Origin of the sequence: Nostoc sp. (genome assembly GCF_036917235.1) — a bacterium.
In the GTDB taxonomy this organism is placed as follows: Bacteria; Cyanobacteriota; Cyanobacteriia; order Cyanobacteriales; family Nostocaceae; genus Nostoc.
The window spans coordinates 1-20,186 of record NZ_JBALDU010000058.1 but is presented as its reverse complement, the minus strand read 5'-3'; the positions used below and the strand labels follow the sequence as shown (position 1 = coordinate 20,186).

The 20,186-nt window shown below is 42.9% G+C and carries 18 protein-coding genes; 7 read left to right on the top strand and 11 right to left on the bottom strand.

The genetic code is table 11. From position 1 onward, the window contains the following. The first annotated feature begins 211 nt into the window (after positions 1–211). A complete protein-coding gene (locus tag V7K44_RS17500) occupies positions 212–1,492 on the top strand; it encodes a substrate-binding domain-containing protein (RefSeq protein ID WP_334933202.1) in 1,281 nt (426 codons plus the stop codon). 219 nt (positions 1,493–1,711) lie between these two features. On the opposite strand, the gene V7K44_RS17495 is transcribed toward V7K44_RS17500, so the two are convergent. Continuing rightward, positions 1,712–1,849 carry a hypothetical protein gene (locus V7K44_RS17495; RefSeq protein WP_334933201.1) on the bottom strand — a complete coding sequence of 46 codons (138 nt, stop codon included), beginning with the start codon at positions 1,847–1,849 and terminating at the stop codon, positions 1,712–1,714. A gap of 269 nt (positions 1,850–2,118) precedes the next feature. Between V7K44_RS17495 and V7K44_RS17490 the strand changes: the two genes are divergently transcribed. Together V7K44_RS17490 and V7K44_RS17485 are read left to right on the top strand one after the other, a co-directional pair. After that, positions 2,119–2,547, top strand: coding sequence for a hypothetical protein (locus V7K44_RS17490; RefSeq protein ID WP_334933200.1), 429 nt, complete (start codon positions 2,119–2,121; stop codon positions 2,545–2,547). 204 nt (positions 2,548–2,751) lie between these two features. Beyond that, positions 2,752–2,985: a DUF3134 domain-containing protein gene (locus V7K44_RS17485; protein WP_292745509.1), complete on the top strand. Its 234-nt coding sequence runs from the start codon at positions 2,752–2,754 to the stop codon at positions 2,983–2,985. Positions 2,986–3,095: 110 nt separating this feature from the next. On the opposite strand, the gene mltA is transcribed toward V7K44_RS17485, so the two are convergent. Both mltA and V7K44_RS17475 read right to left on the bottom strand, forming a co-directional pair. After that, on the bottom strand, positions 3,096–4,379 hold the full coding sequence (gene mltA / locus V7K44_RS17480; RefSeq protein ID WP_334933199.1) for a murein transglycosylase A: 1,284 nt from the start codon (positions 4,377–4,379) through the stop codon (positions 3,096–3,098). An 82-nt stretch (positions 4,380–4,461) separates the two neighbouring features. After that, positions 4,462–5,808: a proton extrusion protein PcxA gene (locus V7K44_RS17475; RefSeq protein ID WP_334933198.1), complete on the bottom strand. Its 1,347-nt coding sequence runs from the start codon at positions 5,806–5,808 to the stop codon at positions 4,462–4,464. 87 nt (positions 5,809–5,895) lie between these two features. Between V7K44_RS17475 and V7K44_RS17470 the strand changes: the two genes are divergently transcribed. Beyond that, positions 5,896–8,121 carry a recombinase family protein gene (locus V7K44_RS17470; RefSeq protein WP_334933197.1) on the top strand — a complete coding sequence of 742 codons (2,226 nt, stop codon included), beginning with the start codon at positions 5,896–5,898 and terminating at the stop codon, positions 8,119–8,121. Positions 8,122–8,255: 134 nt separating this feature from the next. On the opposite strand, the gene V7K44_RS17465 is transcribed toward V7K44_RS17470, so the two are convergent. Together V7K44_RS17465 and V7K44_RS17460 are read right to left on the bottom strand one after the other, a co-directional pair. Then, a complete protein-coding gene (locus tag V7K44_RS17465; protein ID WP_334933196.1) occupies positions 8,256–10,229 on the bottom strand; it encodes a hybrid sensor histidine kinase/response regulator in 1,974 nt (657 codons plus the stop codon). A gap of 10 nt (positions 10,230–10,239) precedes the next feature. Continuing rightward, positions 10,240–12,372 carry an ATP-binding protein gene (locus V7K44_RS17460; protein WP_334933195.1) on the bottom strand — a complete coding sequence of 711 codons (2,133 nt, stop codon included), beginning with the start codon at positions 12,370–12,372 and terminating at the stop codon, positions 10,240–10,242. Positions 12,373–12,630: 258 nt separating this feature from the next. Between V7K44_RS17460 and V7K44_RS17455 the strand changes: the two genes are divergently transcribed. Further along, positions 12,631–13,002, top strand: coding sequence for a four helix bundle protein (locus tag V7K44_RS17455; RefSeq protein WP_334933194.1), 372 nt, complete (start codon positions 12,631–12,633; stop codon positions 13,000–13,002). Positions 13,003–13,093: 91 nt separating this feature from the next. On the opposite strand, the gene V7K44_RS17450 is transcribed toward V7K44_RS17455, so the two are convergent. The 5 genes from V7K44_RS17450 to V7K44_RS17430 all read right to left on the bottom strand — a co-directional run bounded on the left by V7K44_RS17450 (position 13,094) and on the right by V7K44_RS17430 (position 16,555). Continuing rightward, positions 13,094–14,101 (bottom strand): ATP-binding SpoIIE family protein phosphatase, encoded by a 1,008-nt coding sequence (locus V7K44_RS17450; RefSeq protein ID WP_334933193.1) that lies wholly within the window; start codon positions 14,099–14,101, stop codon positions 13,094–13,096. A gap of 1 nt (position 14,102) precedes the next feature. After that, a complete protein-coding gene (locus tag V7K44_RS17445) occupies positions 14,103–14,549 on the bottom strand; it encodes an anti-sigma regulatory factor (protein WP_334933192.1) in 447 nt (148 codons plus the stop codon). Further along, positions 14,488–14,901, bottom strand: a complete 414-nt coding sequence (locus V7K44_RS17440) for an STAS domain-containing protein (RefSeq protein WP_334933191.1) — start codon at positions 14,899–14,901, stop codon at positions 14,488–14,490. The genes V7K44_RS17445 and V7K44_RS17440 overlap by 62 nt, the downstream gene beginning before the upstream one ends. Positions 14,902–14,938: 37 nt before the next feature. Continuing rightward, the gene (locus V7K44_RS17435) at positions 14,939–15,817 is read right to left on the bottom strand and encodes an STAS domain-containing protein (protein ID WP_334933190.1); all 879 of its coding nucleotides are present in this window, start codon (positions 15,815–15,817) and stop codon (positions 14,939–14,941) included. Positions 15,818–16,117: 300 nt separating this feature from the next. Further along, positions 16,118–16,555, bottom strand: coding sequence for a YidH family protein (locus V7K44_RS17430; protein WP_334933189.1), 438 nt, complete (start codon positions 16,553–16,555; stop codon positions 16,118–16,120). A gap of 77 nt (positions 16,556–16,632) precedes the next feature. Here V7K44_RS17430 and V7K44_RS17425 point away from each other — a divergent pair, with 77 nt between their 5' ends. Together V7K44_RS17425 and msrA are read left to right on the top strand one after the other, a co-directional pair. Further along, entirely contained in the window at positions 16,633–18,006 is a 1,374-nt protein-coding gene (locus V7K44_RS17425; protein WP_334933188.1) for a hypothetical protein, read from the top strand. A gap of 391 nt (positions 18,007–18,397) precedes the next feature. Next, complete coding sequence (msrA, locus tag V7K44_RS17420) at positions 18,398–19,066, top strand: peptide-methionine (S)-S-oxide reductase MsrA (RefSeq protein WP_334933187.1); 669 nt, start codon at positions 18,398–18,400, stop codon at positions 19,064–19,066. A gap of 398 nt (positions 19,067–19,464) precedes the next feature. On the opposite strand, the gene V7K44_RS17415 is transcribed toward msrA, so the two are convergent. Then, positions 19,465–19,818 carry a hypothetical protein gene (locus tag V7K44_RS17415; protein WP_334933186.1) on the bottom strand — a complete coding sequence of 118 codons (354 nt, stop codon included), beginning with the start codon at positions 19,816–19,818 and terminating at the stop codon, positions 19,465–19,467. Between the last annotated feature and the right edge of the window lie 368 nt (positions 19,819–20,186).

Sequence of the window (20,186 nt, the reverse complement as noted above, 5' to 3'; positions counted from 1 at the left end):
ATATGCAATAGCTTAATGCCCTCTAATCCTTGAAAAGCTTGCCTTGATTTTGCTCTATTTTTTTCAGATTTTTGTGCCAATTTGTAATTTATTAATAACCTTTAGGATGCTAATTATTTATGCAGACATAGGGTTGTTTGTAATCGTCAATTTGATACTTGATTTTGATTTTATAGGCGTTGAACCGGAAATTAATTTGAAGGAGCTTGACATGACTTTTTATCCTAATCGTCAATTAACCTATTTAGCAAGTTCAATTTCTGTACTTGCCATAGCAACTGGTTTAGTAGTAGGTCAATCTGCTACTCATAAATCTCTAGCTCAGACCTCTACCACTCCTCCACAAACTGGAGTAACTTCCATAAATGGTGCAGGTGCAAGCAGTATAACTACTTTGTTTATAGGTACAGGAACTACCTCTCCTTTTGATCCGAAAGGCTCATGGTTTAACACTTACGGTGTTGGAAATCCTTCAAGCCTCAATCCTCCCGGCCCAGTAAATGCGGCTGTCACATTCAGATATGCTTCGGTTGGTAGTGGTAAGGGCTTAACAGCTTTTTTCACTCAAACCGTACCAGATGGTAGTCCTACTATCAATCGCCCTGTCTCTTTTGCAGCTAGTGACGACCCCGTAGTAGGAACAGAAAAAGTTAGTGGCAGTCCCAATAACGCTGGCACGCCCGCAAATGCATACGTCCAAGTACCTGCAACCACCGTTGGAATCGCCTTAGCTTATAACCCCACTGGTCTAAACGTGCCAGTTGGTGGAATTAAGCTTTCACGAGCTACTTACCTTGGTATTCTTCAAGGCAACATCATAAATTGGAATGATGCCAAAATCAAAGCAGATAACGGCGGCGCAACAATAGCAAATAAGCCCATCGTTCTAGTGTATCGTAGCGACGATAGCGGTACTACTTTTGCTTTAAGCAGTCATCTCAAGGCGGCATTTCCTACATGGAACAGAGGAGCTGGTAAAAAAAGTATTGTTGGCTCTGTACCCTCAACAATACCAGCCGATACAGTTATTTGGCCAGTTGGTTCCAAAGGTGCTACAGGAGGTGGAGGTGTAGCCACCACGATCGCTACCACTCCTGGTGCAATTGGTTATGTGGATAGTGCTACGCAGTTAGCTAAGAATCTGAAAGCTGCTCTCTTGCAGAACAAGGCAGGTACTTACAATGCCATTTCACCAACTACAATTTCAAATGCTTTTGTCGGTGCGAGTGACCAAGATGCAAATGCTCAACGAATTAAACTCGTAGTTACCGATCCAACAGCTGCAAATGCTTATCCCATTGTTACCGCAACTTACGTGCTATTTTATAATAAATACGCAGACGCTAAAGTAGCAGCTGGTATTAAAGGATTGATCGGTTGGGCTTTCGGAACAGCCGGGGACACTATCGCTAAAAATCGGGGATATGCTCCTCTTCCCGCTGCCATTAAAACTCTGTCTCAAAATGTTGTGAATACTTACGTCAAACCATAATTGGGTGAATACTGTTTTTGGTATTATCCTCCCTTGTATCCTTTAAATTTTTACATATCTTGACAAAGATATGAAAGTTATACCCCAGGATTATATTTATAATCTTGGGGATTTATTAAGGCGATGATTTTATCTCAATAAGTGCTAATAATGCTCTGATTTAGCAAATTTCAGGCATTCTTAGTATTAATAGTCAAGCGTTTTAGAAGTTTATCTCATTCAACTAGAGATAGGAAATTGAGTACCGTTGAAGTTTATAAGTTGATGGGTATAAATATTTAGATAGTTTGCGATCGCGATCGCTTTTAGGCATTCACCAATGCTGTCAGGTAGAGCGATCGCAGAATTTGGCGTCAACTATGTTATGATTTTATTATGTTGAGAAATATTTTCGGTTATATAACTGACTATATAGACCCCTCTCCGAATCTAAATCTCTACACCCTTTGATTCTGAAGGTGTTTGATGTCATAAGTATTTCAAAAATTGAAATTTTAGTTAGTCGAAATGTATTGTAATGTCTCGCTTGACACTGATACATCTAACTTTCAAAAAAATGTGCTAAGAAGAACGGACAAGTCTAGTGTGTCACACACGCAGACAACATACTGATAGTACTGGAACTTATGCCCACGGATATAATTACTCGTCCTGATTCCCTCACAGAAGATTGCTTTTTTACTTACGCCCTTGGAACTGATTTGCACGATACTAATTTAACAGCCAAATATTTACGCCGAATCAGAAAAGAAGATAAACCATATATCGACATAGCTGTTTCTCCCAGACCTGGCTATCGATTTGAGGTTTGTCTTATCCCTGTCGAAGGGTTTGCTCAAGAAAGAATATTGACAAAAGACGGGTTCGCCAAAGCTTTAGCGATTATTTGTGCTGTCTCTAATAAAGCTAGGAAACGATTCCCTTCAGGAAATGGACAAGAAATAGTCCGGTGTCAATTTAGTAACTTAGCTGATGCAGTCGCTGTAGCGAATAGACTGTCTGCATTACCCTCTGATATGTATGAAACTCTCGTCAAGGTACCAAATTCTTTGTAATATATATTGCATCCGCTGAAATATTTATTATTAAAACTGACATCTGGATATTTTAATGGTAAGTAGCTAAATGGACTTGAGACAAAACTTCAATGGGTCATATTTTGTCTGTGAGAAAAGACTTGTCATACAAGACTTTTAACCTTAATGTACAATTTTAACGTTTTTGTACGCTAACCTGTAAATTCAAAGTGAGTTTTTTTTATGCCTATAAGCCCTCTGCGTGAAGAACCTCGTAACCAGCGAGCGCCTGTAATTCGTACAAGTAATGAGTTTATTCTCTTGGAATGGCTGAAGTCAACTGGTCGCTTAATCGAACGCGAACATCAAGAATCTGAGTATCTAACTGAAGTAGAAGAAATTTCCGAAATGATAGACCTTGACGATATCCCTTACGATCATGATGATGATGATGGTGAAATGGATTTGGAAGCCTAGCAGACTAACTTCATTTTAAAGCCAGGGCAATAGAATTCGCGACTACACAAACTCTCGTCCTTAAAAATTTCGGGTTTTGACTGTGTAGACGCGGTTTCTAACCGCCGATTTCATTTGAGTAAGAGATAAAATAATTGTCCATTGCTGACTGTAACACCAGCGCGATCGCCTGCTATTTTCCCAGTACCTAAAAAATAATCCACTCTACCTGCACCTTTAATTGCACCTCCGGTATCTTGGTCAAGAACATAGCGGGTGATAATGCGCTCTTGCATTTTTCCGGTAGGATTAACGAAGGGAATGGAAGCGCGAATCAATGCTAAAGCACCAGGAGGCATCAGAGATTTATCTGTAGCAATAGAACGCTCTGCTGTTAATGGTACGTTGATCGAACCTTGGGCTGGCTCACCATGATTTTCTTGAAAAAAAACAAAGCTGCGATCGCGCGGTATATAAATATTTAATTCTTGGGGATGTTTTTGGAAATAGTTGAGAATAATTGGCAGAGTCATACCTTCTAGTGGTAATTTGCCATCATTCGCTAATTCTCGCCCAATGCTTTTGTAATTATAAGCAGTATGACCCGCATAGCCGATTGTTGTTTGAGTCGCGTCGGGAAGCTGAAGTCTCGCCGAACCTTCAATTTGAGCTAAATATGGTTCGAGGCGAGAGCGAAACCAAAACAACTCTAATCCTCGCAATTTTCCTTTTGCGCTTTGTAAACCATCTGCTCCTTCTAACTCCTCGCGTGTTGGATGAGGCTTAGTCCAGGAGTTGAAATCAGGAGGTAATCGATAAACAGGATAGCGATATTCTGTTGTGGGGACGCGACTAGCTGCGTAAAGTGGCTCATAATAGGCGGTGAATAAAACGGAACCTTTGTTATCTTTACCGACTGACTGGTAAAGAACAAATTCCCGCTCAATGGCTTGATGTAATTCTGTTGCAGAATTGGTTTTTAATAGAAGTTCGTGGAATCTTTGCAAGCTTTTGATGACGCGCGAGCGCGTAATCCCAGCCACCGGATAGTTTTGATAAGCAGACGCAGCATTAGCCGTTTGCAGATATTGGAGACTGCGAGCGATCGCACCGATCAGTACCTTTTTCTCTGGTATTTTGCCATAAATTACTTCATCTAAACAAGAGGTATCATTTTGACAACAAGTAATTGGTAGTCTCTGAATTAAGGGTAATTTTTGTTTTTGCGGAAATGCATCTTGATTTTCAGCAGTCAAGGACACTGGTAGATCCCACTTTTTTACCTGACATTCTGGCGAAATGAGTTCCTGATGGGTGAAAGATTCTATCCGCACCAGTAAAATCGATAAAACTACAGGTAAACTGATGGCAATAATTTTGTTAAACTTTCTTAACCCAGTAAGTGTCTTTTTCATTAAAATTCAAAATGTTTAAGATTCTCCTACCTCGCTCAAATTCCAAAATTAAAAACCAAAAAATTTTCTAATCTCCAATCCCTTATTCATTCATATTACGGTAAGTCGCAACAGCAGAAGGCGATATCCGGTTCAAATATCGGAAGATCCAATACTTAAAGATAGTATCTAAAATCACCGGGAATGTAGCAATAAATAAGAAGATAAAATCTCTATTTGCTGGTAATCCCCAATGGCGTGACACTCCTTCTAGCAGTACTTCCCAGCCATGAGGAGAGTGGAATCCTACAAAGATATCAGTAAACAAAATAATGATAAATGCCTTCGCACTATCGCTCAGTCCATAGACAATATTATCAAAGAAATCTTTGAGTACAGCAATAGAAGACTTACTAATTAGCAAAAGCCAGATAAAAGCAACCACCGAGAACATATCAGCAAAAACATTTTTGATAGCACCAGAGCTTTCGTGACGAAATTCTTCAGCCAGTTCTTTCGCCTTCTTTTTCATTTCAATCTCCATCTGCTCAGGTAACAGTGGAGGAGCTTTGATAATGAAATTTTCAAACTTGAGCTTTTCTTCAAATCTTTGTAATTCTACAAGAGCTTCTTCTTCCATTTCGGAATTGAGAAATATCTCCATTTCCTGAGTGCTTCTAAACTTCTCAATAATTGGGCCGACTACAAAAGCTTTTGCTATCTGATGTGTTAAAAGTGGTATGATAATTAATAGTAAAATAAACCTGAGAGAGATTATTGTTCTTTTTTGAGTTTGACGAAAATTCTGAATTACTTCTTGTTCCGAATTAGGGTCTAATTCAACTTGCAGACGACTGATAGTACTTAAAATAGAGCGAGGTAAAATACCCGTTGTATCGGTTTTACTCTTGGCTTTTGGTTTATTATGTAAGTCTCGATTTGGTATTTTGGGTGGTAATGTTGGAGTGTTGACGAGCAGGGATTTGTCGTCAGATGCCACAGAGTTAACTGGGAGATTTGGAGGTTGTACTACTAAAGCTTGGGAAGTTGTTTGAGCGGAACTTGTTGTGTATTTAGATATAACTTTGTCGATATAGTTTAGCTTTTCTAAAACTAAAGAAGGACTTAGGTACTCTATACCTGCTTTCTCGGCAGCTTTTTGATTCTCTTCATTTAGAAACCAACGGCTTCCTCTAAACTCCGTCAACCGCATCCTGGCAATTTTTAATAGCTTGTTGAGGTCAGACTCAAAATAATCCATCACACTGTTACTGTACATGGCCGAGTCAATGTCTATTTTATTACCATTGAAATGCTTATTTTCTATTTCCTGAATTTTTAATGCTGCATTGTAAGCTTCATTTAAAGAACGTTCAGGAGTCTGTAAGTACCATCGATAAGCAGCAAGTAAGAAAGAATAGATTTTTTGACTAAAAACAGAGTTTTTCATTGCAGACAATCATTCAGCATTGTTTGATGACTATTAACCTTAAGTTAACGCACGAGGTATACTAACAAATCTACAAGGAGAAAGTTTGTGGTTTCTCATTCGGTTTGGATTGTTGGCACTAGCCGCAGTGGTAAGACAGCTCGCTTGGTAGAGCAATTTTGTAATTGGGTAACATCAGAAACACAATATACTGAATCATTTTATACAAAAAAAACAGGACGTAAAAAAACTGGTCATGTACCCGAATTGTTATATCTTAAACAAACAAAGCCGGGAGTTTTAGTTTTAGCTGCCAATGACGATAATCGTCGAGAATTAGGAGATATAATTGTTACCTCTACTTTAGGTAAATATCCGGTTCGTGCCAAGACGCCACTAGGTTTTTTTCAGGATGAAGTCATTTTATTTTGGCCGTTGCTGATTAACTCGTTGAACCTGAAAGCACAGTTTCCGGTAAGATTGCGACCAGAAACCGAACAAGAGTTAGCAACCAAACTTTGGCGTCCGCAATTAGACGAAGAAATTTTACGTCTGGCGGGAGTGAATGAATCTCGCTTGGTGCGTCGCATCTTGGACTTATTACAATTAGCAGCTTACAGTGGTATACCTTGCGAAGATATTGCCCAGATTTTGGCAAAGGGTTTGGGGGAAAATCCCACAACTTTAGAGCCGGAATTTTTGGCATCTTTGCTGCTAGATTGGCGTAACTGGTGTTTAGAGAGGGGGTTGCTGACTTATGGGATTATTACCGAACTTTATAGTCAGCACTTATTAAGCGATCGCAATTACCAGCAGCACCTAACTAAACGCTATCAGGCAGTACTAGCAGATGATGTCGATGACTATCCTAGCGTAGCGCGTCTTTTGTTTGAATTGCTATTAGATCGAGGTGCAGTTGGCGCGTTTAGCTACAATCCTGACGGTGCAGTGCGATTGGGATTGGGAGCAGATCCCAACTATCTAGAAGGGTTAGCAGAACGTTGTCGGGTAGAAATCTTGAACGGGCCGCCTCCAGAGTCTCTGAGCGAGCAACTGACTAAACAGATGGTGGAATTAGTCACAGAACCGATGGTAATGTTGAGTTTACCAAAAACAGTGTATTCAATTCAAACCACCTCCCGCGCCCAATTATTGCGGCAAACAGCAGAGGAAATTGCTAATGCCATCCAATCGCAGCAAGTGCAACCGGAAGAAGTGGCGATTATTGCACCAGGTTTAGATGCGATCGCTCGTTATACTCTAGTAGAAATCCTGATCAAGCAAAATATCCCAGTAGAATCGCTCAATGATCAACGTCCCCTAATTAGTTCGCCCATCATTCGCGCTTTACTCACCATGTTGGCACTAGTTTATCCCGGCTTGGGCCGCCTCGTAGATCGGGATGCCGTCGCAGAAATGCTGGTTGTATTGAGCAGAAAACAACAACCACCAGAAAACTCTACAGACGCGATGAATCGGGTATCTACAACAGACGCGATGAATCGCGTCTCTACAAATATTGATCCGGTACGTGCTGGTTTGATTGCAGATTACTGCTTTGTACCCCATCCCGATCGCCCCAACTTGCTACCAGTATCAACGTTTGAGCGCTGGGACAGAATCGGCTATGCAGCTACTACAGCATATAATCAGATATTAGAGTGGTTAGAACAGCAGCGATCGCAACAAGAATTGCGGTTAATTCCTAGTCCCATTTCTCTGTTAGACAGAGCAATTCAGCGCTTTTTGTGGAATGGGAGCAATCTCCCGTACGAACAACTAGCAGCACTGCGGGAATTATTAGAAACTGCCCAACACTACTGGGAAATTGACACCAGACTACGACAAATTGACCAAGTTGAGACAACACCTCATACAACTATTATTGAATTCATTCAACTACTGCGACGTGGTACGATTACCGCCAACGCTTACCCTGTGCGCCCCATTGGTGGAGCGAGAAAGGCTGTCACCTTAGCAACTATATTTCAATATCGATCTAGTAGGCGATCGCATCAGTGGCATTTTTGGCTGGATGCTGGTTCACCTCTATGGGCGAAAGGTGGTGCAGCGACTTTATTCGGTGCGCCATTTTTTCTGCGAGACAGGTTAGGCGAACCTTGGACAGCAGAAGATGAGAAATTGGCAGAAGAACAACGACTGCAAAGAATTTTGACAGATTTATTGTCTCGTGTATCCGAGAGAGTTTATTTGTGTCATAGCGATTTAGCAGTGAATGGACAAGAGCAATTAGGGCCACTGTTACCTTTAGTAAATGCCTGTGTAACGGTTATTTCTGAATCTACAGAGAACCTCAGATCCCCGACTTCTTAAAGAAGTCGGGGATCTAGTTATTCACGAATGATTGAGTCGGGCTATAGCCTTCGGATTGTTATACAGTCTGATTGGCGGATATTTATAAATCAATACACTTTCAGTTATGGCCAAAAGCCTTAAAATTCAGGTTGCTAAATCGTTACTATCGTCAAAATAGCCTGTATTAATACTTCTAGCTCAATTGGTTTAGAAATATGGTGTTGAAATCCGGCGGCTAGTGCTTGTTGTCGATCGATTTCTCCCGCATAGGCAGTCAGGGCGATCGCTGGAATTTCTCCACCTTGTTCGGGTGACTGGTTTCTAATTTGACGAATTAGGGTGTAGCCATCCATATCGGGCATACCAATATCACTAATCAACAAATCAAATTTGGCTCGTCCCAAGCTGTTCAGAGCATCATGTGCTGAGTCTGCTTCAGTAACTTGCGCGCCGTACTGTTGTAGCACGAAGGCAATGAACTCTCGTGAATCTGTGTCATCGTCTACAAGCAGCGTTTGCAATCCATTGAGATTTAAATCTGAGCGATCGCGATCGGCTGTATTAACTTGATTTAATGTTGAAGTAGCGATCGGTGGAAGTTTAACTTTAAATACTGCTCCTTGCCCTTCTCCAGGACTGTCTGCTTGAACAGTTCCGCCGTGCAATTCAACCAAATGACGCACGATCGCTAACCCTAACCCCAACCCGCCAAATTTTCGCGTCGTTGTCCCATCGGCTTGGCGAAAGTAGTCAAAGACGTAGGGCAGAAACTCATCAGAGATGCCCCTACCAGTGTCGCTGACAGTGATTTGAGTGTATTCTGCAGGATGAGTATCTACTTCATCCTCGATTGTTTCTAACCGCACCTCTACTCGACCACCCTGTGAGGTAAATTTAATCGCGTTAGAAAGTAGATTCCAAACAACCTGTTGCAAACGACCAGAATCACCCAACACTGGCCCAACATTCGGTTCAAATATTGTTTGAATCTGAATGGATTTAGCTTCAGCAGCCAGCCGCACGGTTTCAAGGGCAGCTTTGATGGTATAAGTTAGACCGACTGGAACTGTATTTAAAGCCAACTTCCCTTGGAGAATACGCGACACATCGAGCAAATCTTCGATTAGTTGGGCTTGCAGTTTCGCGTTGCGCTCGATCGTTTCCAGGGCGTACTGAGTTTTGGCTGCATCTTGGTGACTCTTTTGCAGAATTCTTGCCCAACCCAGAATCGGATTTAGGGGCGATCGCAATTCATGAGACAGCACTGCCAAAAACTCATCTTTGATGCGGTTGGCTTGCTGTGCTTGTTCGGTTTGTTGCTGCAAAGAAATCATCAGTTGATTGAGGCGATCGTTTTGCTCTTGCAGCAATGCTTCTGCTCGTTTACGTTCGGTGATATCTGACAGAATAAAAACGGCGCCTGTGAGAGTCCCATGTCCATCAAATACTGGGTCGATGGTTTTGGCAAACCACCGTTCTTTCGACTGAAATTCGATAACTTGCCGTTGGTGAGTTTCTTTCGCACGCCGAAAACAAGTGCCATCGCCGATTCCCAATTCTGCGCTCATCAACTCATGGTGGGCATAACCTAAGATTTCGTGAGAGGGCTTGCAACAAAGCTGCATCATCGCTCGATTACAGCGCAAAATCATCCCTTCCCCGTCTACCAGAGATACGCCGTCGTTCATGGAGTCAAAGGTGGTTTGCCACTCCCGCGCTGAGGACAAAGCAGCTTCCTCCGCCCGGCGAATTCGCAGCAGCGATCGCACGGTGGCAAGCAGTTCAATTGGTTCAACAGGTTGCACCAGATAAGCATCGGCACCGCTATCCAAGCCTTCTGCTTTATCCTGACTTTGGACAAAACTTGCAGAAAGTTGTAGCACTGGGATAAAAGTCGTTTCCGGGTTTGCCTTAATTTGGCGACAGACTTCAAAGCCGCTGATATCTGGTAATTGGACATCTAAAATTACTAAGTCAGGCTGAAACTTAGCCACAGCTTCTAATCCTGTTGCTCCAGTCGCCGCTTCCACGACACTAAAGCCTGCATTTTGCAAAATCCGGTTAACAACATAGCGATTGGCTTCGTTATCGTCAACATGCAGGATTGTAACCCGTGGCTCAGACATGACTTTTCCCTTAAAATTCTAGAACGAGTCCGGCTTTGACGAGCGCATCTTGAAGTTGAGCAATCGCCGTAGTTTGAGAGCCTATTTCTTTAGAAACAATGGCTATGCTTTGTTTTGCTAATCGGCTTTGCGCTTCTGCATCCAGTTGAGCAGATGAGTGAATAATCACCGGAATCGACTGAGTGACGGAATTGTTTTTAAGTTGCTTAAGTACATCAAACCCGCCGATCTCTGGCATCTCCAAGTCCAGCACGATGGCGTTTGGCTGTTCCTGTTGTGCCAAATTTAATCCTTCCTGTCCGTTTGCGGCTTCTAAAATGCTCAAAGGTGTATTTATCAACAACTGTTTCACAAGATACCGATAGGCGGGATCATCGTCAATTAACAAGACTTTTTGAGGCTTGTTCTCAGTAATTAGCCTATTAAGTTTGTTCAACAACGGCAATCTGTCTACCGGCTTAATTAGAAAACCGTCTGCTCCTAAGGCCAGTGCTTGCTTCTCATTATCAACGATGGTAATAACGAGTACAGGGATCGTGCGGGTTGTTTCATCTCCTTTAATTTCTCGCAAGAACGTCCAGCCGTTTTGCCCCTCCAGCAGAATATCTAGCATAATCGCCGCCGGTTGAAGTTTTTGTAAGGCCAGCCTTGCTTGAGCTAAGGTGCGGGTAGCAATCAATTGATAGATTGATTCCTGAAGGTGCTTTTCGTAAATAAATAGAGTTTCTGGATGATCTTCAACCACCAGAATGGGCAGGCGAGTTAGCTCAACTGATGCGATTGGTTGCAGTACGGTAGTCAATTCGGTGGCATTTGGGTAGACGATGGGAATCAAGGCTGTAAAGGTAGAGCCTTCACCCAGCTGACTTTTCACCGAAATGCTGCCTCCGAGTAGTTCCGCTAGCTTGCGCGATAACGGCAATCCTAACCCGGTTCCCTTCACCTGCTTTTGCAAAGAGGAGTCAATTTGCATAAAATCCTCAAAAATCCGTTCTCGATCGGCGGGAGCAATGCCGATGCCCGTATCAGATACAGAGAAGGTGATGGTATGACCCGTCTGCACAGCGCTGACGCGCACCTCTCCCTGCTCGGTAAATTTGAGGGCATTGGAGACAAAGTTTCTCAGAATTTGAGCAATTTTGCCCTCATCGCTATAGAGCGGTGGAATGCCTTCAGCTTCCTCGACAATCAGCGTCACAGAGGAACCTTGAACCAATAATGGGCGCAGCATCCCCCGCAGCGTGGCAAACAAGTCACTGACTTCAAAGGAACTGGGATGCACTTCAATTTTTCCAGCTTCCACCTTTGCCAAATCCAGCAAGTCGTTAACTAGTTCTGATAATCCGCTCGCCGCCTTTTGGATGAATGTCACCTGCTTTTCTTGCTCGATGGTCAAATCGCCATCCATCCGGGCCAACAGCATCCGAGAGAGGGACAAAATCGAGTTGAGCGGCGTGCGAAACTCGTGGCTCATGTTCGAGAGAAAGCGGGTTTTTAGATCGTTTACCTGTTGCAGAGAGTTGGCTTTCTCATCCAGTTCTGCATAGAGGGCAACCACACCGCGATTGGTATCTTCCAATTCCTGATTGAGTTGGTTCAGTTCTTCCTCGCGCTTGCGTAGCTCTGCCATAGCCCGGAGTAATTCCTGGTTTTGCTGCTGAATTTCTTGATAGGGATTTTCAGGCGATCGCCCAATTACGGTTTCTCGAATCTGCTGCAATTGCGAATCGGTGAAAGTAGGTGTGCGCTTCGACAACCTTTTGCCGATTGTTACCGTTGTTCCTTGCTCCGGCAGCGATTCAATCTCAAATAAATCCATCAACCTGCGCGTGCCCACGATACCTAGCCCCGCTCCCGTATCAGAGGTGTAGCGTCCTGCCAAAACATCTTCTAAATGAGGAATGCCCCCACCCCGATCTTGAATCCGAATCAGAAACGCTTGCGGCTCTCCTGCCACAGAAAATTCAACCGTTCCGCCTTCGGCATATTGAAAGGCATTACGGGCAATTTCGGAAACTGCCGTTGCCAATCGCGCCCGATCTTGAGCATCAAAGCCCAACTGCTCGGCGATCTCACGAGTTCGTTGCCGAGCTTGCACAACATCCTGTTCGTACTGGATGGCGATCGTGAAAACAATTGTCAAGTCGCTTCACTCCATGAGTAATGAGTAATGAGTAATGAGTAATGAGTAATGAGTAATGAGTAATGAGTAATGAGTAATGAGTAAATACCCATTACTTATAAAGTAAATTTTCAGAGGTTAAAAATTCATGCACAATCCAAGGCTTGAGTAAAATTTGCAGTGGAAAAAGTTATTTTTCGCATTTTGTGAGTAATGAGTAATGAGTAAATAGCCATTACTTGTAAAGTAAAATTGAATTGCCACATTCTTTTTTTACTCGTGATTAATTATAACGCAAATATCATTATTCAAGAAAGAACAGAAAATTTTGCAATAAGAGTTATCAAAGCTTATTCTGAGCTAAACAAAAGACCTTTTGACGACGCTGGTAAAATCTTGTCTAAACAATTTTTAAGAAGCGGGACATCAATAGGTGCAAACTGTTCAGAAGCTAAATATGCACAATCAAATAAAGACTTTGTCAACAAGTATTCTATAGCCTTAAAGGAAGCCAATGAAACCCTTTTTTGGATAAAAATAATGATAAAGTCGGAGTTGGTGTCAAAATCAAAATTTCAAAATCTGATAGAAGAAAATGAAAGAATTATTAAGATACTAACAACTTCAATCAACAAATTGAAAGAAAAATAATCCACTCATCACTCATCACTCATCACTCATCACTCATCACTCATCACTCATTACTCCTTACTCATTACTCATTACTCCTTACTCATTTACCTTAACTGCCCATTCCTTTCGCAACTAACACCGTCACATCATCCCGCTCTCGGTAAAAGTCTCGGTATAGCACACCTGCAATCAGACTGGGATGTTTTTGCATCAAGCCGGGATAGCGATCGATCTGCCACTTAGCGCTTAATCCGTCAGAATGCATAATTAAAATTCCGTTGGCATACCAGGGATAGCTAAACTCTTGAATTTTGCGGATTTCATGTCCGACCGTGCCATTGTGAGATAGCAGATGGCGATGCTCAGTAAAGGAGAAAATGCTGGCAGCGATATTGCCAATTCCAGCAAAGCGGATAGACTGTTGTTCAAAGTCAATTTCGGCAATGGCGAGTGCTGCGCCTCGCGTACTTCGCAAGGCGGCGTGGGCAGCTTCGACGATCGCACCCGGAGAACGATGAAGATTTTCTTGAAACATTTTCACGGCTGCTTCTGATGCTGACGCAGCCGCAGGCCCGTGCCCTAAACCATCAGCTACTAACAACAGACTACGGCAACAATCGACTTCCGATGCCCAGGTATCTCCTGAAACCTCTTCTCCTCGTATGGGCAAACAGATCGCTCCAATTTCTAAAAACTTTTCAGGTTGATGGGGTGCTGAGTCTAGCCAGATATGGGCGAGGAGCGCTGTTCCTTGGTTGGGAACGGAGTAAATTTCCAATAAACCAGAAAGGCGAAGAATTGCACCCATGCCATTGCCCAAGGTTCCGGCTGTGGAAAAGCCATCTTGCAAACACTCATCCACATCAACCATTCCCCGTCCCTTATCTAGCGATAAGATTTCAATGCCAATTCTGGAATCTTCCTTGAGCGATCGCATTAGCACAACTCCACCGTGAGCGTGCAGCAGCAAATTGTTTGCAATTTCTGTCACCACAATCCCAACCTTGCCCCGTTCTGTTTCCTGAAAACCGAGCTGAGTTGCCAACGCCATCGCTACCCGTCTAGCTTCCCCAGTTTGGCTAGATTCAGTAATTGTGACGGCGACAGATTCTTTCATTTTATTTCCATCGTACAATTATTATCCGTGTTCCTTCTCCCACCACAGATTGAATCTCAAACTCGCTGGCAAGTCGTTTGGCACCACCCAGACCCATACCTAAGCCGTTGCCCGTGGTGAACCCATCCTTTAGGGCCAGTTCGATATCGGAAATTCCCGGCCCCCGATCTTCAAAGGTCAGCCGGAGTCCTCGTCGTCGCCCTTCTTGAAGCGTTTCTAGCTTGACTGTGCCGCCCCCCCCGTAGTCTAGGGTATTGCGGGCTAACTCACTGGCTGCGGTGATAATTTTAGTTTGGTCTACTAAGCCAAAGCCAATTTTCACGGACAGCTGGCGCACAGACTGGCGAACTAAAACTACATCTGTAGAAGATTGAATGTTAATCGTTTCAGTCTTCTCCATCATCATCTGCACGCCATTTAGTGCTAGTGATTTGATTTGTGGTTTCATTGAATGACGATGGCGTCCCGCCCGCTGGAAGCGATCGCAACAATGCCATACCCTTTTCGACGTTTAAGGCAGTGCGAATCCCCGTCAGCGACATCCCCAATTCCACTAGGGTGATTGCCACAGCAGGCTGCATCCCGACGACAACTGTCTCAGTATCCAGCACCCGTGATATTCTGGCAATGTTGGCTAAAATCCTCCCAATGAAGGAATCAACAATATCTAATCCCGAAATATCAATCAGGACACCGTGAGGGTGAGTTTGAGTTATGCGGTTGCTCAGGTCTTCTTGTAGCGTCATGGCGAGGCGATCGTGCATATCTACCTGGATTGTCACAAGTAGAAAATTGCCCATTTTAAGTATAGGGATGTGTTCCATTGCTTTCTTCCAGCTATTTGGATTGAGAGCGGTTAATGGTCGTTCCCAACCGTTTTAGCGCTGTCAGAAAGGCATCGGCTAAGGTTGCTTTTGTGACTACATTTGTCAAATCAATGCCGAGATAGACGATTGTTTGGGCAATTTGAGGACGAATGCCACTGATCATACAATCGGCTCCCATGAGACGGGCGGCAGTAACAGTCTTGAGCAGATGTTGAGCAGTGAGTGTATCGACGGTGGGAACCCCGGTAATGTCAATAATGGCAACTTCTGAACCAGTTTCGACAATCTTCTGCAATAACGACTCCATCATCATTTGAGTCCGGGTACTATCCAGAGTACCGATTATCGGCAATGCCAAAATTCCCTCCCAAAGTTTCACCACTGGGGTAGACAGTTCCATCAACTCTTCCTGCTGCCGCAAAATTACCTCTTCTCGCGTCTTTTGATACACTTCAATTGTCAGCAATCCTAGCTGATCCAGTAAGTTTGTGGCTAACCAGATATTTTCACCCAACTCAATGGAGTCTTTCAATTGGTGACGCATTCGGTTGAAGAGGGGTTGCTTGAACGAAAAGACGAATGTAGCTATTTCTGAGGGTGTGAAGCCATTTTGCGATCGCGATCGAGAAATGCTGTTGAGCATCTCCCGCATCTCCTGCCACACACCTGCCTGAATATTGGTAAAGTTGCCCCGCCCAACGGCAATCCGAAACAAACTAAGAAATTCCCGGCACTCCTCCTTTAGCTGTGCTTCTTTAATCAAGCCTCTGCGAATATTCACAGTGGCTAGTTCTTGAGTCCACTCCGACAGCAAGTCTGCCTCGAAGGTTTCTAATATCTCTGATATCTTACTTTCGCTCATCGTTTCTTTGAGGGCAACCACTTTCATTAGTTCAAAATCAGTGTATGACGATTCAGCCCAAGCTGAAAGCGACGATTACAAAAAGTCTAAAAGCTTGCGAGATATCAAGTACGATAAATCCAAGGGGTGTGGGAGGATGGGGAAGAAGTCTTACTCCCCACACTCCGCACACTCCTCTTCTATGCGTGAGAAATCCGGGCTGGGTTGGGCTACGCCTACCCTAAGATTGATTGAGGATCGGCAAAAAAAGTTACAAAAAATGCGATCGTATAAAAAGTGTATTCTGGCTCCTGAATTCTGGCTCCTGAATTCTGACTTCTGCTGTATTTAATGCAAATTTCGGGACTGTGGTTGAATGGGAAGCGGAGAACGAGAAGGTACTTTATCGCGCCTTAAGAGTAAAGGAAGACTGAGAAACCCCAAAATAATTACTACTCCAGTCATTATCCAAACCATTAACCGATTTGGTCTATAGTTCCCTGCTTCAATTTGCCAGAAAACTTGGTTGTATCGCCATGCAGCTAAGGCAATAGTCGAAATTCCACAAATTACCAAAGCAACACCCAAATTTTCCGAGTTAGATAATGGATTTACCGGAGGTTCTTGTTGGGTAATAGCAAGATTCAATTGGCGCAGAAATATACCAAATCGGGCGATCGCAAAGCCAAAGCTAATCAATGCAATAGAAGTGCGTAACCAAGCCAGAAAGGTACGTTCATTAGCTTGATGCTCCCTTTGACGGTCAATTTTCGGTATTTTATCCATGAGTAGCTTTTAACACCAAGTTCTTCTTTAAAAATATTCGTAATATTGATGAAGTTTCGTAAAAGTCTAATGCAAAAGTGTCCTTATATTTTGGGAAAACTTATTCTATATCTATAAAAATATTTACTATACTTGATGACAACGATTTTGCATTAGCCTCGGCTGTTGACACCTCAGTTGTGGTGCTTGAGGAGCTATCTTTACATCCTCAGCCAGAAGTTCGTGAGGCTGTGGCTAGAAATCCGAATACGCCTACTGAAGTGTTGCTGAAATTAGGTAAAGAGTTTCCAGACGCAATTACGGCGAATCCAATTTTCAATCTTTTGCTGCTGGAAAATCCTGAGAGCCATTTTGTCAGGCTCTCTTTAGCGCGTAGCACAACAACTAGTGAAAGTGCGATCGCTCAGTTATCTAAAATCGAGGATGAGGAAATTCTTTGTGCTGTTGCTAGAAATCCAAAGACACCACTTGAACTCCTAGAACAACTTGTAGAAAGCCCTCCTGCTTTTTATGATCGAGATAATGATGGTCAATATAAGGTTGATAATCGCCTCTTTATCGCGATCGCTCGAAATCCGAACACTTCTGAATCGTTATTGCTTAAACTAGCCGAGAGTGGAATCAGCAATATCGAAATGGCGATCGCTGAGAACCCTAAAACACCCTTATCTCTGCTAAATAAGTTTGCAAATTGGAGAGATTTTTCGATGCATAAAACAATTGCTCGAAATCCTCAAGCACCAAGCGCAATATTAGAAAAACTAGCGGGAGAAAATGAGAAAGAAATTCGCGATCTGGTCAAGAATCATCCAAATGTTTCTGAAACTGCGATCGCTATCATCAATTTTATCGAGGGAAAACCTGGAACATCCATCGACTTGCTAGAGCAGTTAGCTAGCGATCGACGAGCCTCTGTCCGGCGATTGGTTGCCGCACATCCCTCAACCCCTGCAAAGGTTTTAGAAAAACTCGCGCAGGATACAGATGAATATGTGCCCTTCAAAGCCGTAAACAATCCCAATGCAACCTCTACCGTTCTAGAGTTTTTTGCAGAGTTCTTGGTTAAGCAACATCAACTAGTTTCGCGATCCAATCAAGCCATGTATGAAAGAAGTGCAGTTCAATTGGTGAGACGTTCTGACATCACTCCAAAAGTGTTAGAAAATCTGTTGCAAATAAATAAGTATGATGTAGTAAGCGCGATCGCATCATCTTTGAAAACCCCACCAACTATGCTAATTGCACTTACAGACTATCAAGCCCCATCTAGCGTACAAATTCATTTTCTCATAACTCTCGCTAAAAACCCCAATACACCTTCCGAGGGGCTGGAGAAGCTTTATCTAAAAATCAACCAAATGCGACATCCAAATACAATGGATGGTCTACGCGCTATTGCTACTCATCCCAATACCCCTGTTCATTTGCGAGCACAATTGTTCTTTTTCTAGAACAATTCGCAGTTCATTGCTGTGACGATCTCCGCTCAAAAGTTGCCAGAAATGTCAATACACCGATTTCAATTTTGGAGCGGTTAAGTAATGATTCGCAAGACTGGGTTAGTAGGATTGCAAAACAGGCGCTCAAGGAAAGAGCTTGATTACAGCACTGTTTTTGTAAAGATCAACACAGTCCAAGGCTGGCTCTGAGAAAATCCCAAGCGATGCCAGAATCTTTACAATACAGGACTTACGCACTGAAAACTTGAAAGCTTGATCCCCCCTAGCCCCCTTTTTAAGGGGGGAATCTTAAAAGCCCCCTTTTTAAGGGGGTTGGGGGATCTCTTCTGCGTAAGTCCTACAATAGTAAGTAAGGTAAAGATATATATCAGAGTCAAAATCAATGGCACTATTCGGATTTGGCAAAAAAGCAGTTATGCCCACACCAGAGGAAGCTTTGTCAGGAAGGGCACAATCTATGTCACTACCCGCCGCTCATTATGTCAACAAGAATCCCTTAAAACCTCCTTTTCCCGATGGATTAGAGAAAGCAATTTTTGGCTTGGGCTGTTTTTGGGGTGCAGAACGCAAATTCTGGCAACTTAAAGGAGTTTACACTACCGCAGTCGGTTACGCTGCTGGGTTAACACCCAACCCCACTTATGAAGAGGTATGTAGTGGGCGAACCGGTCACAATGAAGTGGTGTTGGTTGTGTTTGATCCCAAAGTAATTAGTTATGCCGAACTGCTCAAAGTCTTTTGGGAAAGCCACAATCCCACCCAAGGAATGCGTCAAGGTAATGATACTGGCACTCAATACCGTTCGGGAATTTATGTATATTCCGAAAATCAAAAGCAGCTAGCAGAAGCATCGCGGGAAGCTTATCAGCAAGCCCTCAACAGCGCAGGTTATGGCAAAATAACCACAGAAATCTTGGATGCGCCGGAATTTTACTACGCCGAAGCGTACCATCAGCAATACCTGGCTAAAAATCCCAATGGATATTGTGGTTTAGGAGGGACAAACGTATCTTGTCCCGTAGGTGTAGTTGAATCGCAAGTTAGTAGTTAGAAATTGAGTTAGGTGGGGTAGTCAACTTCACGTGAGTTCGACGAACCTCTCCCTGCCTTGAACTTTAGTTCAAGTCTGTCCCTCTCCGACTCGGAGAGGGATATGTTTTGTCTAGTTAAGACTATTTGTAGGCTGGGTTGAGGCTTTGCGTTCGCCCTTGGCGTTTCCGTTCGCGTAGCGTCTTCGTAGGAGAAGAGTAAACCAACAAACCCCGTAAAAAGTTGGGTTTCGTTCCTCAACACAACCTACTAGCGCGGCAAGCTTAAAACATTGGGTTCAAAAAATCTAGAAATTCCCAAAAAAAACATTACTCAAGCCAACAAATTAAGCTTGCCGCGCTACTACACACTTTTATTTTTTGGATTTAACCGAACCGTATTGCATTATAGTTCAATAATTTATGAACGCCAGCGAAATACCTTTCTCATTATAAATATAGCTATACTTGCACCTATTGCTCCTGATAACAGAATCATAATGAATAATATGAATAATGTAGTATTACCAGTGAACTCTAAATTTGAATTTTGATGAGCAGAAATAATGAATTCAAGTATTTTATTTGGATTCTTGTCTTCAAGATTACAAAGAAAAAAGATTACGACACCTTCATACCCTCCTATAGCCCCAATTAATAGTCTAAATATTTCAATATAAAAATTCCTTTTCTTTGTGATGATTAGAGTAGCTATTCCAGCAATTGCTCCTCCAAAAAAACATGATGCAATTATTAGTATGAGAGATATTAGCAATTCTTGAGGGTCTGGCTACCACAAAATATTCAATTATTACTAGATATAAAAATTTTCCGCTTCAAAACATTATTAATTATTTACATCTAAACAATTTAATAATAAATCGCATGGCGATGACAATTTATTAGAGTGGGTTATAGCGATCGCGTAAAATACCGAAAGTATTCGGATGGTGCATTAGCCAAAAGCATAACGCACCCTACTGGCGTGTCAAGCCTTAAATGTTGCAATAAATTTTCTTGTAGTGTAAGCTCTCTAGCCCGCACCGGACGGGCGAGACGCCATTGGTGTCAAGTTAAGGCAGAAGCCCAAATGTCAAGCGACCTTGCAGCGTTACGTCGATGTCGTTGGCGAACAGCTTTAAC

Bases quoted from the DNA above. Each gene is read 5' to 3' on its own strand.
- msrA (WP_334933187.1), top strand. From the start codon at position 18,398: ATGGCACTATTCGGATTTGGCAAAAAAGCAGTTATGCCCACACCAGAG.
- V7K44_RS17450 (WP_334933193.1), bottom strand. From the start codon at position 14,101: ATGAAAGAATCTGTCGCCGTCACAATTACTGAATCTAGCCAAACTGGG.
- V7K44_RS17440 (WP_334933191.1), bottom strand. From the start codon at position 14,901: ATGGGCAATTTTCTACTTGTGACAATCCAGGTAGATATGCACGATCGC.
- V7K44_RS17430 (WP_334933189.1), bottom strand. From the start codon at position 16,555: ATGGATAAAATACCGAAAATTGACCGTCAAAGGGAGCATCAAGCTAAT.
- V7K44_RS17500 (WP_334933202.1), top strand. From the start codon at position 212: ATGACTTTTTATCCTAATCGTCAATTAACCTATTTAGCAAGTTCAATT.
- V7K44_RS17485 (WP_292745509.1), top strand. From the start codon at position 2,752: ATGCCTATAAGCCCTCTGCGTGAAGAACCTCGTAACCAGCGAGCGCCT.
- V7K44_RS17490 (WP_334933200.1), top strand. From the start codon at position 2,119: ATGCCCACGGATATAATTACTCGTCCTGATTCCCTCACAGAAGATTGC.
- V7K44_RS17445 (WP_334933192.1), bottom strand. From the start codon at position 14,549: ATGAAACCACAAATCAAATCACTAGCACTAAATGGCGTGCAGATGATG.
- V7K44_RS17465 (WP_334933196.1), bottom strand. From the start codon at position 10,229: ATGTCTGAGCCACGGGTTACAATCCTGCATGTTGACGATAACGAAGCC.
- V7K44_RS17435 (WP_334933190.1), bottom strand. From the start codon at position 15,817: ATGAAAGTGGTTGCCCTCAAAGAAACGATGAGCGAAAGTAAGATATCA.
- V7K44_RS17475 (WP_334933198.1), bottom strand. From the start codon at position 5,808: ATGAAAAACTCTGTTTTTAGTCAAAAAATCTATTCTTTCTTACTTGCT.
- mltA (WP_334933199.1), bottom strand. From the start codon at position 4,379: ATGAAAAAGACACTTACTGGGTTAAGAAAGTTTAACAAAATTATTGCC.